Origin of the sequence: Pelagicoccus enzymogenes (genome assembly GCF_014803405.1) — a bacterium.
Taxonomy (GTDB): Bacteria; Verrucomicrobiota; Verrucomicrobiia; order Opitutales; family Opitutaceae; genus Pelagicoccus; species Pelagicoccus enzymogenes.
In genome coordinates, this window is record NZ_JACYFG010000034.1 from 1 (window position 1) to 12,900 (window position 12,900).

The following is a 12,900-nucleotide window of genomic DNA, read 5'->3' on the forward strand; positions in this document are numbered from 1 at the left end:
GTCTGGTCAAGATACATGGTTAACAGGTGTTAACAGACATGGTTAACACTTCTGTATGCCGTGGATGGAGACCGATAAGATAACCCAAAGAAGAGATTTCGTCTTCCTGGCATCGAAGCCTGGAGCGAACAAACGCGAGCTGATCCGCCGTTTCGGCATAAGCCCGCCGACTGCCTACAAGTGGCTGGAGCGCTACCGCAAGGAAGGCTTGCCTGGTCTGGAGGACCGCTCGCGTCGGCCGGCGGGGCAGCCCAACAAGAGCTGCCCCGAGGTGGAGAGGAAGGTCTTGGAGCTTCGCCGCAAGCACGACTGCTGGGGAGCGCGCAAGCTGCGCCGCCTGCTGCAAAACGCCGGGGAAAAGGAGCTTCCCTCGGCGACCACCGTGCACAACATCATCCGCCGCGCCGGCTTGCTCGGCCAAGGCTCTCGCCCGTGCGTGGCGCCCAGGAGCTTCGAGCGTTCGCAGCCCAACGAGCTTTGGCAGATGGACTTCAAGGGGCACTTCGAGATGGCCGGGTCGAAGCGCTGCCACCCGCTCACCGCCTGCGACGACCACTCCCGCTTCAACCTCATCCTCAAGGCCTGCGAGGACGAGAGGACCTCCACGGTGCAGGAATGCCTGCTGTCATGCTTCGGCAAGTACGGGCTGCCTTGGGCCATCCTCTGCGACAACGGTTCGCCCTGGGGGCGGGGGTTCGGGGCGGCCAGCGAGCTGGAGGCCTGGCTGCTGCGCCTGGGGGTGGAGACGATCCACGGCCGCCCCCTGCACCCCCAGACGCAAGGCAAGGAGGAACGCTTCCACCAGACCCTCAAGCACGAGCTGCTGGGCAGGACCACGCTGTGGCGCGACCTCGAGCATTGCGACCGGGAGTTCGCCCGGTTTCGCGAGACCTACAACCACGTCCGCCCGCACCGCTCGCTCGATCTCGACTGCCCCGCCGACCGCTACCGCGCCTCGGAGCGAGCCTTGCCCGCGACCATACCCCACTGCCTGAGCTTCTACGGCGAGGCCGAGCAGGTGCGCAAGGTGAAGAGCAAAGGCGACCTGATGTTCAAGGGACGCAGCTTCTTCATCGGAAGGGCCTTCATCGGGGAAAGCGTGGCGATAAACCAGTTCGACGATCTTCGCTGGGAAGTTTTCTACTGCTGGAAAAGCTTGGGGATGATCGACCTGAGCCGCGCGACCAAGCCTAGAAACAACTACAACGCGCTTCTTGCTCCCCCTGGACGCCTAGGCGTCCAGGGGGAGCAAGAAGCCCACCTGAAAAGCGTTAACCATGTACCTTAACATGTGTTAACTATGTCCTTGCGCTAAACAGCAAGCGACAGCCCTACGGATTGCAAAGATCCGAATATCATGTTGGATTCGATTATGGAATCCAAGCTGCGAATACGGAAGACGCAATCGTTGCGGCGTGGTCGGGTCTCTGTGCCAAATGCTCGTTACTTCGTGACAATTTGTGTGGAGGATCGAAAGCCAGTTCTCTGCTCGGAGAAGAATTGGAAAGCTATTCGAGATCAGCTCGAATCACAACAGCGGGAAGGGGATCTCAAGCTTCATTGTGCTGTGCTCATGCCAGATCACTTGCACTTGGTCTTCCGTTTGGGTGAGCGTTTGAAGTTGGGCCACGTTATCGGAAAATTTAAGGCTAAGCTTGATATCGAAGTGCTCTGGCAAAAGGACTTTTATGATCACATGCTTCAGGCCGATGACTCAGAGGAGTCCTACGGGCTTTACCTTTTCATGAATCCTTACCGAGCGAGCTTAGTTGAGTTGGATGCCGAATGGGAATTCTGGAAACGGTGGAGAGAGGCTCCGTTCGACTTCGAGGAGTTTTTGCGAGAGGGCGAAGTAATCCCAACTCAATGGATTTCTGAAAGCGAAAAGGTGAAAGCGGGAATTATCAAGCGGGATGCTTGGTAGGGCTGTCGCTCGCGACATGCCGCGTTGGAGGATCATCGATTTGACCGTGTCTCTGCGGCGTGTCGCAAGCGACAGCCCTACGGATTGACGATGATGTTGTAGGTAGTAGGGTGGGCAAATTATGTCTCTCCCTAAAAACATTGTTTTCTTCGATGGGGTGTGCGGCTTCTGCAACAAGTCGGTTGATTTCTTGCTGAAGGTGGACGGCAGGGGAAGACTTCTTTTTTCGCCGATCCAAGGGGAGACGGCGAAGCGGATACTTCCTGCAGAACGTCGGGAAAATGTGGATACGATCTCGTTCTTCGACGGGGAGCGGGTGTTCTATCGTACTACGGCGTTGCTCAAGATCGCCAGGCTGCTGGGCGGCATCTGGCTGGTTTTCTACCCGCTTATTGTCGTGCCCGCGGAGTGGCGGGATGTGGCTTACGATTGGGTGGCGAAGCGTCGCTACCGCATCTTTGGCAAGCGAGAAGCTTGCCGTATGCCTAGCCCGGAAGAGCGGGCTAGGTTTTTGGACTAGACGAGATTTACCCGGTCGTGCGGAGGCCGGCGGCGATGGCGTTGATGCTTTGCAGCACGTTTCGCAGGTTCTCCTCGGATCCGGAAGCGCGCCAGCTGGCGAGCAGCTCGATTTGCTGGGCGTGCAGGAGGTCGAGCCACTTGTCGCGAGCGTGCAGGGTCTTGTAGAAGCGGGGACGTCGCTTTTCCAGCGGTCCGTCGAGGAGCTGGCCGAGGGCTTCGCGCGTGGCGGCCCGTTCGTCGTGGATGAGCTTCAGGAAGCGTTCGCGTATTTTATCGTCGGATACGAGTCTAGCGTACGAGTCCATTATGGATCGGTTGGCGCTTTCGACGCTGTTCTCCACGTTGTAGAGCACGTAGCGAAGGAAGGGCCATGTCTTGGCGCTCTTCTTGAGGGCTGCGAAGAGTTCGGGCTTTTCGCTTTTGAGGGCGGCGATGGAGCTGCCTACGCCGTACCACCCTGGCATGTAGAAGCGGGATTGGTTCCAGCTGAATACCCAGGGAATGGCTCGCAGGTCCTTGAGGCTGGGCTTGCCGCTGCGACGCGAGGGGCGGGAGCCGATGCGGCTTTGCTCGAGGGCGTCGATTGGCGTAGCGGTGCGGTAGAAGGTGAGGAAGTCGTCTTCTTGCAGGAGTCCTCGGTAAGTCTTGGCGCTGTATTCGGAAAGGAATGACATGGCCTCCGCCAGCTCTGGAGTTGGCGTATTGTGGCTTTCTGCCAGCTGGGAACCGACGGACCCGGCCACGAGGAGCTCCAAGTTGCGGGCGGCGGTTAGGAAGTTCCCGTACTTTTGGGCGATGATTTCGCCCTGTTCGGTCACGCGCGAACCGGGGGCGAGGGAGCCTTCGGGAAGGGCTTCGAGGAAGCGGTGGGTCGGGCCGGCTCCGCGGCTTACGGTACCGCCGCGTCCGTGGAAGAAGCGAATTTTGACGCCGTATTTTTCGCCGAGGGCGATGAGGCGGGTCTGGGCATTGTAGAGGCCCCATTGGCTGGCGATGATGCCGGAGTCTTTGTTGGAGTCCGAGTAGCCGAGCATGGCCTCTTGGATGAGCGGGGTGTCGGGACAAGGGCTGGGCACGCCGTAGTTGGCGAAGCCTTCGTCGAGGGCTCGTTGTTGCCAAGGCAGGCTGGCTTGCGTCATGGGGTGGGCCAGGAAGGCGTCCATGATGGCTTCGGAGTTCTCGAGGTCATCGAGGGTTTCGAAGAGCGGCGAAATGGGGACCAGGCAGATGTTGCCCTTGTCGGTCATGCGAGTGAGACCGGCTTCGCGGCAGAGGGTGTAGAGCACGAGCAGGTCCGAGAGGGAGCGGGTCATGCTGATGATGGCTTGGCCGACTCCGGCGCGTCCGTAGTCGCGGATTTGGTTGGCCACTTCCTTGAGGGCGCCGACGGCTTCGCGGACTTCCGGCTCCATGTGCTCGTGGTCTTGGGCGAAGGGGCGGGCGCGGGTGAGCTCCTCGGAAAGGAAGGCGACGCGTCGCTCTTCGCTCCAATCGGCAAAGTTCTCTCCGTCTTCGACTCCGGCGGCGACGAGGAGCTGGGACATGGCTCGGTCGTGGTAGCCGGAGTTTTGGCGGATATCGAGGGCGGCCATGTGGAAGCCGAAGGTATCCAAAAAGCGGATAATGGGCCGTACGTAGAGGTTGGCCAGGCGCTGGGCTCCGGAATCGGCGAGCGAGCGTTGCAGGATTTGCAGGTCGGCGATGACTTCGCTGGGCTGCTTGTAGCCTTTGTCTGCCTTCTTGCCGCGAGGAAGGTTTTCGCGCACGAGTTCAGCGAAGCGTTTCCAGGGTTCTTCGATGTCGCCGGGATTGAGGCACTTGGGATCGAGCTGGGAGATGCGTTCCAGCAGATAGGCTGGAGGAGATTGGAAGAGTTGGGAAAGGGCCATGTCCTTGCCGAGCTGCTTGAGCTTCTTGGCGAGGGTTGAGAGGGCGGCCGAGCGGAGTTGGGCAAAGGTTTCCGCGGTGACCTCAGCGGTGACGAAGGGGTGTCCGTCGCGGTCGCCGCCTACCCAGCTGCCGAGGTGGATGCGTGGGTAGGAGTTGACGTCCGACTCGTCCCATTCGATGCCCGCCTGGGACATGGCGGCCCGGAAGCGCGCGTCCGAGATTTCGATGGCGACGGGGAATTTTTGGGTGAGGTAGTTGAGGATGTTGTCTCGCTCGGAGGCGACGTCGGGCTTTTCGACGAGGATTTCGCCGGAGCGCCAGATCAGCTCGATGATGGCCTTGATGCGGTCGCGGAACTCCTCTCGCTCGATCGGGGTGTACATGTCGTTCTCGAGCTCGACCAGCAGTTCGTAGAGCTTGCGGTGGGCGGCGAGGACGGAGGGGCGTTTGGCTTCGGTCGGGTGCCCGGTGAGGACGGGAAACACGGTGGAGCGGCGGATGGTCTCGAGCAGCTCGCCTTTGGTGGGATGGGTTTCGGCGATGCGCTTCAGCCAGTAGCCCCAAGAGCCGGTGTCGGAAGCGGTATGGCCCTCGGTTTCGCGACGGCGGCCCGCTTGGTTGGCGGCGTTTTCCTCGACCAGATTCATGATCTGGAAGGCGATGGAGAGGACCTGAGCCGTCTTTTCGGCGGGCACCTGGTTGGCGCTAGGATTCTCGCGAACGAGCAGAGGGGAGAGTTCGGCTTCGCCGATTTCCTCGAGCACCTCGCGAGCGCAGGTGAGAAGATGGTCGATGTCCCGGTCCACCTTTTCGAGGCCGGTGTTTATTTGTTGTTCGAAGGATGGCATGGCTTGGTGTGGCGCGATAGATTCTAGGAGGAGCGGTTTGGGGCAAGCGAAAGCGTCAGGCTATGCAAAAGCCCCGCCAATTTTTTGGGTGACGGGGCTTTTGTGGAGAAAATCTGGGATCAGCTCAAAAGCGAGCGGTACTTGGAGGCGTTGCCGACCATGACGAGGGCGAGCAAGACCACGAAGACGATGGCGGGCGGCAGGTTGGCGGGATCGAGGGTGATGTGAAACATCAAGGCGCTGAAGGCGGCGGGCGCGAGCAGGATGGTGGCGAGTCCGACGGCTTTGTTGGCGGCCAGCAGCAGTCCGCCGGCAATGTAGAGAATGCCGAGGGTAGGCCAGATGAAGGAGCCGACCATGGTGCCCATGAAGGCGGCGGCGTCTCCGGAAAGCTCTGGCGCGGGCATGAAGTTGAGGAACTTGTTGAGGCCGAAAACGACCATCATGAGTGCTAGCAAGTAGCGGGCGACCAAGGTTACTTTAGCCATAGATAGTTTGTTGCGAGAGGGTTGTGGAACGTGTTCCGAGTCGAAGGTTCTGTGATAGAGGGACGGTGGAGCGCTTCGCGCGATTGAGTCAATCTGCCAGAGCTGTCCCCGGTTTACTGATTTTGATTATTCAAAATTATACTTGTTTAGCTTTCAAACTAAGCTTGCTTGACTAGGTCCTTGCTTCTAGAGCGGAAGGACTATGCAAGAAATTCCGCTGGAAACGCACGATCTGACGGTCGCCTACGACAAGCGTCCCGTGCTCTATGGTGTGGACGTGCAGGTGCCTCAGGGCAAGTTGGTAGGCATCGTGGGGCCGAACGGAGCGGGCAAGTCGACCCTGATCAAGGCGATTATGGGGATCGTGCCGACGACGGGCGGCTGGGTTAAGGTCTTTGGGGATACCTTCGCCAAGGAAGCGAGGCGAGTAGGCTACGTGCCGCAGCGGGAGTCGGTCGACTGGGACTTTCCCGTCAACGTGATGGACGTGGTATTGATGGGGCGCTACGGCCGCTTGGGCCTGATGGGCAGGGTGAGCAAGGCGGATCGGGAAATCGCGGAAGCCTGCCTGGACAAGGTCGGAATGCTGCCCTACGCCAAGCGGCAGATTTCCAACCTTTCCGGCGGCCAGCAGCAGCGCGTTTTCTTGGCCCGGGCCTTGGCCCAGGAGAGCGATCTCTATTTGATGGACGAGCCGTTCGTAGGGGTGGACGCAGCCACGGAGGCGGCGATCATCGAATTGCTGCGGGAGCTAAAGAGCCGAGGCAAGACGATCTTAGTCGTGCACCACGACCTGCCGACGGCTCAGACTTACTTCGACATGCTGATGTTGCTTAACATGCGCCTGGTGGCGTTCGGTCCGACGAAAGAGGTGTTTACGCAGGAGTTGCTGCAGAAGACCTACGGCGGACGTTTGACGATTCTCTCCGAGGTGGCGAATCGCGTGGGGAAGGAGTAGCTGTGAGTGGGGGACGTGCGAGTTGGAGCGGTTTTCGGGGAGTGGCGTCTTTCGCTTGCGCTCAAGGCCGTAGGCGAGCGCCGGCCCTACGCCTCTTCTTAGCGGTGGCGCTGGGCCTGCTTTTTTGCGCTTCGACGGAGGCGGCGCGGATCAGCGATTTGCAGGAGACGGATGTCTGGGAGCAAGTCTTTCGCTTCTTTAGCATGCGGGACGAGGTGGTACGGACTGCCTTGCTGGGCTCGGTCTTCCTCGGTATCAGCTGCGGGCTGCTGGGAAGCTTTATCGTGGTGCGCAAGCTCTCGCTCTTTGGCGATACCTTGTCCCATGCGGTGCTGCCCGGAGTCGCGGTAGGCTACCTGGTGGCTGGGGAAAAGGATCCGTTCGCTATCTTTGTGGGCGCAACGGTCGCCGGCGTTTTGGGAACGGTGATGGTGAATCTCGTCAAAAAAACCACGCACATCAAGGAAGACAGTTCCTTGGGGATGGTGTTAGCTGGGTTTTACGGAGTGGGTATTGTCCTGATGAACCGGATACAGAAGCTTCCGACGGGAACTCAATCTGGAGTGGACAAGTTTCTCTTCGGCCAAGCGGCAGCGTTGTCGGCGACCGAGGTGTGGATGATCGGAGGAGTCGCCGTGGCGGCGGTGGTGATGGTCTTGTTGTTCTACCGTCAGTTTCTGGTGGGAAGCTTCGACCTTGGCTTCGCTCGATCGCTTGGATTGCCGGCGGGCGTTTTCAATTTCCTGTTGATGATGTTGCTCGCCTTTACGGTGGTGGTGTCCTTGCAGGCGGTTGGAGCGGTGCTGGTCTCGGCGATGTTGGTGATACCGGCGGCCTCGGCTTACTTGCTGACGGACCGCATGAATCGCATGCTTATTCTGGCGAGCGTTTTCGGGGTGCTCTCAGGGGTCTTGGGAGCGTTCTTTTCCTTTCTGGGCAACAGTCTCCCGACGGGGCCGCTCATGGTCTTGGCGGCGAGCACGGTGTTTACTTTGAGTTTCCTCTTCTCGCCCAAGCACGGGTTGGTGTCGCGCTGGAGAAAGCGTCGCAGCGGTCAAAAGCGTATCGAGAACGAGAATACGTTGAAGGCAATCTACCATGTGCGCGAAAGCAAGGGCTTTGCAGGCGAAGGGGTTAACGTGAAGGACCTGGCTTCTAGGTTGAACGAGACCATGGAGGAGACTTTTCGCAGGCTGCAGAAGCTCAAGGCAACGGGCGTTTGCGACGTGAAGGAGATTGAGGGTAGGACCTTCGCTTTCCTAAATCCGGATGGCTGGCTGAGGGCTTGCGCGGTGGTGCGAAACCACCGCTTGTGGGAACTCTATTTGACGAACCAAGCCGAGTACGAACCGGATCATGTGCACGACGACGCGGAGGTCATCGAGCATGTGTTGGGCGAAGAAACGGTGCGCCGACTCGAGCGTTTGCTAGACTATCCGGCCGAGGATCCGCATGGAAAGCTGATCCCGAGCCTCGCGGATCTGCAGCGTTCCCTGACGCAGGGCAATCAAGGGGAGAAGGCGACGGGATACCGTATGCCGAACCAGTAAGGAGTGAGTGGATACGATGTCAATTTGGTCGCAGTTGATTCCTGAGTTTTCCTTCGAACAAGTCTTCGTCGAACCGTGGACCGACTTCTTGGATCCGTTTATTTGGATCTTTTTGATGGGGTTCTTCGTTACAGCGGCTTGCGGTTTCTTGGGGACCTTTATTGTTTGGCGGCGCATGGCTCTGGTGGGGGACGCCATCAGTCACAGCGTATTGCCCGGGCTTGTGATCGCATTCTTGGTTTCGCAAAGCCGTGACACTCTGCCGATGTTTCTCGGGGCGGTGGGAGCCGGCGTGCTGACGACGGGGCTGATCGAAGTGATTCACCAGAAGTCGCGCATCAAGACGGACGCGGCGCTGGGGATCGTCTTCACGACGCTTTTTGCGATCGGGGTGGTCTTGGTTTCCATCTATGGCGAGAACGTCGATTTGGATACGGACTGCGTGCTTTACGGCGAGATCGAGCATGTGACGCTCGAGCCGCTCAGTTCCGTTTTCGGTTTGTTCGAGGCACCTGGGTCCGTCTTGCGCATGGGAGTCGTGTCGCTTCTTGTCGTTGGATTAGTGATACTTTTTTATCGGCCCCTGGTGGTGAGTTCTTTCGATCCTGGTTTAGCACGATCGATGGGGATGAATCCCGCTGTGGTACATCATGCGTTGATGTCGCTGCTAGCCATTGTGGTGGTGAGCTCCTTCGAGGCGGTCGGGGCGGTACTAGTGATTGCGATGCTGATTTTTCCGGGAACCACCGCGTCGTTGCTTTCGGACCGCTTGCCGGTGATCTTAGGAATCACACTCGTGATCGCTCTCTTGGGCTCGCTCTTGGGAATGCACTTCGCCTTGTGGCTAGACATCTCGACCGCGGGGGCGATCAGCACGGTGATCTTCGGGATGTTCCTGCTTGCGTGGGCGCTCGCCCCGCGGCGTGGTTTGCTCTGGCGGGCGTTTCGCTGAGGCCCATGGCTGGTAGGATGGCGGGCTCTACCTCTTTCGGAAGACGTAGAGGTAGCTTTGCCAATTGGGCCCTGCGGCGGGGTAGTCCCAATCTTGGACGTGGGCGAGTTCCGTTTTGCTTTGGAGGAATTGGATGAGCGCCTCGCGGCGGATGGCGTTCATCTCGAAGTAGGCTGAGCCGAGTCCGATCGCTTGCAGGAAGGCTTTGAGCTTGTATTGCAACTGCTTGCGTATCGGATTGCCCTGCAAGAGGTGGCTGGGGAGCTGAAAGACGAGGATGCCGCCCGGTTTTAGGGCCCGTGAGATTTCCAAAAGATAGTGTTTGGTGTAGCGGGGGGCGATGTGCTGGAAGACGATGTCGGAGTAGGCAAAATCGATACTAGCGTCCGAGAGGGCCGGCAAGGAATTGCTTGTATTCAGTAGGAAGCTACAGTTCTTGCCGCGATCTGAGTTTTCTCGGGCAGCCGAGATCATGGACTCGGAGATATCGATGCCGATGGCGTGCTCGAATCGGCGGGAAAGCGGGTAAGTCAAGCGTCCCACTCCGCATCCGAAGTCGAGCGCGGTCTCGCCTGTCATTGGAATGCCGATACGCTCGAGGCGTTCTTGGAGTCCGCGGATGCAGTCTTCGCCGGACTGGAAGAATTCTGAGGTGTCCCACTTGCCGCCTTTCTTGGACTTGTCGGAAAGCACGGTCCAGAGCGGGTCTTCTGCAGCGAGCGTTTCGAAGTTTTTCTGGAGGCGGGAGAGGTTCACTTGAGGGGGGGCGGTGGATCGCGAGCAAGCTCGCTCCTACCCGCGTTGCCGGACAGCTTCGAAGAGGGTGATGAGGGTAGCCATGGCGACGTTGAGGGAGTCGGCTTGTCCGGCCATGGGGATAAGGACCTTGGTGTCGCAGTTGTTGAGCCATTTTTCGGAGAGTCCGAATTGCTCGGAGCCCATAACGATGGCGAGCGGTCCGCGGAGGTCGGTATCGGTGTAGAGAACGTTGGTGTGTGGAGTGGTGGCAGCGGTACGGATGCCCTTGGCTCGTATCCATTCGATCACCTCATCGGTGCTGGCCGATACGGTTGGCATGGAAAAGAGCACGCCGGTGGAGGAGCGGACAGCGTTGGGATTGAAGAGGTCGGTCACGGAGTCGCAGCAGATGACAGCGTCGACTCCAGCGGCGTCGGCGGAGCGCAGGATGGTGCCGAGGTTGCCGGGCTTTTCGATGGATTCGACAATGAGCAAGAAGGGCGGGCTGGAGAGCTTCAGGTCGTCGAGCGTGTAGTTCCATTGTTCGATGACTGCGAGCAGTCCCTCGGGGCGATCGCGGTAGGCGACTTTTTCGAAGGCGTGTTTGGAGAGTTCGAAGAGAGTTGCCCCGCGAGCTTGCGCCTGGGCGAGCAGCGCGTCCTCGTTTTCGCCGAGAAAGCAGTCGGTGCAGAAGTAGACCTCTTGAGGCACGACGTCTTTTTCGAGAGCTCGGGAAATGGCTCGGTAGCCTTCGGCGATGAAGACGCCTTGTTGGTTGCGGGCGCGTCGGTCGCGAAGCTTCACGAGGTTTTTCACTCGTGGGTTCTGCAGGCTAGTGATGTGTTCGGCCTCGATCATTTCCTTTTGCTGTAATGTGGGCGGGAATCGTATTCAAATAAATTGTCAAGGAGTGGGCGGAGAGAGTGAATTGGCTGCGATTGTAAAGAAATACTTCAACTTGCCGTATTACTGCTTGTATTATTGCCTTGCTGGAAACCCCTTGATGGTCACAGTGTTAGCAGTAGCGATATTCCCCATCCCCACGCCTTATGACAATCGTTCCCATCCTCGTCGTCGTTGCTATCGTGATCCTCGCGATGTACTTTCTCCTCAACAAGAAGTCGGACGAGAAGGATCGGGAGGGAGTGGTTAAGGACATTTTGCAGAAGGACGCCTTAGCCATCGATTTTGGAGGCGGGCGACCGGTGGTGGTGAAACTTTTCGGTATCTCGCCGGCCACGGAGGCCGAAATGCTCGACGAGAAGATTTTTGCGTTCCTCGAGGAATCGCTCCGCGGCAAGCGTGTTTCGGTAAAGCCCGTTTCGGTGGCTTCTGCAGAGTTGATGAGCGCCGAGGTTCGCACGCTGGGCGGCGAGTACGTGAATGCCGCGATGGTCAGGCATGGCTTTGCTCGCTGGCAGGTTTCGGAGGCGAGCGCGGATGGAGCGCTCGGCGAGGCCCAGCAGCTTGCCCAAGCCCAGAAGCTAGGCATTTGGAACCCCGCTATTATCCAATTGCTGGAGGACAAGCGAAATGCAGCGGGCGAAATGAGCGACGAAGATGTTGCCAACCTGGAAGTCGACCCGGAAGAGCGGGATTCGAAGGAGTAGAAAGCTTTGTCTGAAAAAACGGAGGGCTGGCCGTTCTGCGCTGGACTCGGCTGCCGCGGCTCGGCTTGATGTCGCGGATGAAGCAAGCCTTGTGGCAGTCTCTTGCTATTCTGGCGCTCGCCGTGGTTTTGGGAGCGGTCAGTTACCTGGCACGTCCGGAGTTGTTGCCAGCCAATGCGTCAGCGTACGAGATCGACCTAGTGGCGGCCCGCTCGCTGGACGGCGCGCTTTGGATAGACGCTCGAACGGATGCGGATTTCGAGGCGGCCCACCTGCAGGGCGCCATGCTCCTGAACGAGGAGAATTGGGACGCGGGCTTCGTGCCCTTGCTGGAGAGGTGGCTTCCAGGGATGCCGATCGTCGTCTATTGCTCCAGCCAATCTTGCCTGCGCTCTCACCACGTTGCCGAACGGTTGAGGGAAGAGCTGGGCGCGGATGAAATCTATGCATTGCGGGGTGGCTGGGAAGCGCTGCTCGAGGCTGGGGTGGCGAAAGTGGAGGGAGAACGATGAGTCCCAAAATATTCAGCTGGATCCTGTACGCAGTGGTAGGGCTCTTTTTCGGGGTCGCCGCTGTGGTCAAGGTGGTGGATCCGGAAGCCTTCCTCACGTCTTTGCTGACCTATGAGGTCTTCTCCTACGACGTCGCTCTTGCCTTGGCGTTTTTTGCTCCCGCGCTGGAATTGTTGGTGGCCCTCTGCCTGATCTCTGGGTGGTGGCGCCAAGGAGCAGCATTGTTAACGTTTTTTATGCTTCTCTTATTTATAGTCCTGGTGGCTCAAGGACTGGCGAGAGGCTTGGAAATGGATTGCGGCTGTTTTGGAGAGAATCGCTTGCAGACTGGGGGCGACTACATGCTGAAAATCGGACAGAACCTTATTCTGCTGCTCGCCTTGGCGACCGCTTGTTTCTTCGAGAGAAAAGCCCCGTCACGCTAACTTTTGCTATGATTGATGTTAACGATACGATCGACTTGAACTTTCCCGTTCGCTTCGTGGAGAACGGCGAGAAAAGGGAGGGCAGCTTTTCCGAGCTCATTACGCGTCCCACCGTTGTCTCGGTCTACATGCGCAACAACACGAGCAGCTGCGACAAGCAAGCGAAGCAATTGCAAGTTGTTGCAAAGGAATTGGATACGGCGGGTTTTGGCATAATCGCTTTGAGCAAGGATACCCCGGGCTCGCACCTGAAGTACGCTAGCAAGCATGAGCTCTCCTTTCCCTTGGTCTCCGATCCGGAGCACGCTTTCGCCAAGGCGACCCAGTCGCTGGTGGAAAAGAAGATGTACGGAAAGACCTTCCTGGGGCCTACCCGCTCCGCCTATCTGATCGAGCCCGGTGGCAAGGTTCTGGGCGTCGTCGAGAAGGTGGACTCGGCTGCCCATGCTGAGCAGCTGCGTGAGCTCGTTGGCAGCTGAGTCG

The 12,900-nt window shown here is 58.7% G+C and carries 14 protein-coding genes; 10 read left to right on the forward strand and 4 right to left on the reverse strand.

The annotated features are described in order from the left end of the window. Nucleotides 1-55 precede the first annotated feature (55 nt). The 3 genes from IEN85_RS11590 (at nt 56) to IEN85_RS11600 (ending at nt 2,444) form a co-directional block, all read left to right on the forward strand. Nucleotides 56-1,288 carry an IS481 family transposase gene (locus tag IEN85_RS11590; protein WP_191617113.1) on the forward strand — a complete coding sequence of 411 codons (1,233 nt, stop codon included), beginning with the start codon at nt 56-58 and terminating at the stop codon, nt 1,286-1,288. 84 nt (nt 1,289-1,372) lie between these two features. Continuing rightward, nucleotides 1,373-1,924, forward strand: coding sequence for an REP-associated tyrosine transposase (locus tag IEN85_RS11595; RefSeq protein ID WP_224772588.1), 552 nt, complete (start codon nt 1,373-1,375; stop codon nt 1,922-1,924). A gap of 121 nt (nt 1,925-2,045) precedes the next feature. Further along, nucleotides 2,046-2,444 (forward strand): thiol-disulfide oxidoreductase DCC family protein, encoded by a 399-nt coding sequence (locus tag IEN85_RS11600; RefSeq protein WP_191617253.1) that lies wholly within the window; start codon nt 2,046-2,048, stop codon nt 2,442-2,444. Between the two features lie 7 nt (nt 2,445-2,451). On the opposite strand, the gene IEN85_RS11605 is transcribed toward IEN85_RS11600, so the two are convergent. Further along, nucleotides 2,452-5,184 carry a phosphoenolpyruvate carboxylase gene (locus IEN85_RS11605; protein WP_191617254.1) on the reverse strand — a complete coding sequence of 911 codons (2,733 nt, stop codon included), beginning with the start codon at nt 5,182-5,184 and terminating at the stop codon, nt 2,452-2,454. 119 nt (nt 5,185-5,303) lie between these two features. Next, entirely contained in the window at nt 5,304-5,672 is a 369-nt protein-coding gene (locus tag IEN85_RS11610; RefSeq protein WP_191617255.1) for a DoxX protein, read from the reverse strand. 202 nt (nt 5,673-5,874) lie between these two features. Here IEN85_RS11610 and IEN85_RS11615 point away from each other — a divergent pair, with 202 nt between their 5' ends. The 3 genes from IEN85_RS11615 to IEN85_RS11625 all read left to right on the forward strand — a co-directional run bounded on the left by IEN85_RS11615 (nt 5,875) and on the right by IEN85_RS11625 (nt 9,132). Further along, a complete protein-coding gene (locus IEN85_RS11615; RefSeq protein ID WP_191617256.1) occupies nt 5,875-6,630 on the forward strand; it encodes a metal ABC transporter ATP-binding protein in 756 nt (251 codons plus the stop codon). Nucleotides 6,631-6,734: 104 nt separating this feature from the next. Further along, complete coding sequence (locus tag IEN85_RS11620; RefSeq protein WP_318186612.1) at nt 6,735-8,180, forward strand: metal ABC transporter permease; 1,446 nt, start codon at nt 6,735-6,737, stop codon at nt 8,178-8,180. A 16-nt stretch (nt 8,181-8,196) separates the two neighbouring features. Continuing rightward, complete coding sequence (locus IEN85_RS11625; RefSeq protein WP_224772584.1) at nt 8,197-9,132, forward strand: metal ABC transporter permease; 936 nt, start codon at nt 8,197-8,199, stop codon at nt 9,130-9,132. Nucleotides 9,133-9,159: 27 nt separating this feature from the next. Here the strand turns inward: IEN85_RS11625 and IEN85_RS11630 are convergent, their stop codons facing one another. Together IEN85_RS11630 and IEN85_RS11635 are read right to left on the reverse strand one after the other, a co-directional pair. After that, nucleotides 9,160-9,888 (reverse strand): class I SAM-dependent methyltransferase, encoded by a 729-nt coding sequence (locus IEN85_RS11630; RefSeq protein ID WP_191617259.1) that lies wholly within the window; start codon nt 9,886-9,888, stop codon nt 9,160-9,162. Nucleotides 9,889-9,924: 36 nt separating this feature from the next. Further along, complete coding sequence (locus IEN85_RS11635; RefSeq protein ID WP_191617260.1) at nt 9,925-10,728, reverse strand: TrmH family RNA methyltransferase; 804 nt, start codon at nt 10,726-10,728, stop codon at nt 9,925-9,927. Between the two features lie 191 nt (nt 10,729-10,919). On the opposite strand from IEN85_RS11635, the gene IEN85_RS11640 reads away from it, so the two are divergent. The 4 genes from IEN85_RS11640 (at nt 10,920) to IEN85_RS11655 (ending at nt 12,896) form a co-directional block, all read left to right on the forward strand. Continuing rightward, nucleotides 10,920-11,480: a thermonuclease family protein gene (locus IEN85_RS11640; RefSeq protein ID WP_191617261.1), complete on the forward strand. Its 561-nt coding sequence runs from the start codon at nt 10,920-10,922 to the stop codon at nt 11,478-11,480. Nucleotides 11,481-11,557: 77 nt separating this feature from the next. Then, nucleotides 11,558-11,992 carry a rhodanese-like domain-containing protein gene (locus tag IEN85_RS11645; protein WP_191617262.1) on the forward strand — a complete coding sequence of 145 codons (435 nt, stop codon included), beginning with the start codon at nt 11,558-11,560 and terminating at the stop codon, nt 11,990-11,992. After that, complete coding sequence (locus IEN85_RS11650; RefSeq protein ID WP_191617263.1) at nt 11,989-12,417, forward strand: MauE/DoxX family redox-associated membrane protein; 429 nt, start codon at nt 11,989-11,991, stop codon at nt 12,415-12,417. Before IEN85_RS11645 ends, IEN85_RS11650 begins: the two co-directional genes overlap by 4 nt. 8 nt (nt 12,418-12,425) lie before the next feature. Continuing rightward, complete coding sequence (locus IEN85_RS11655) at nt 12,426-12,896, forward strand: peroxiredoxin (RefSeq protein ID WP_191617264.1); 471 nt, start codon at nt 12,426-12,428, stop codon at nt 12,894-12,896. The last annotated feature ends 4 nt before the right edge of the window (nt 12,897-12,900 follow it).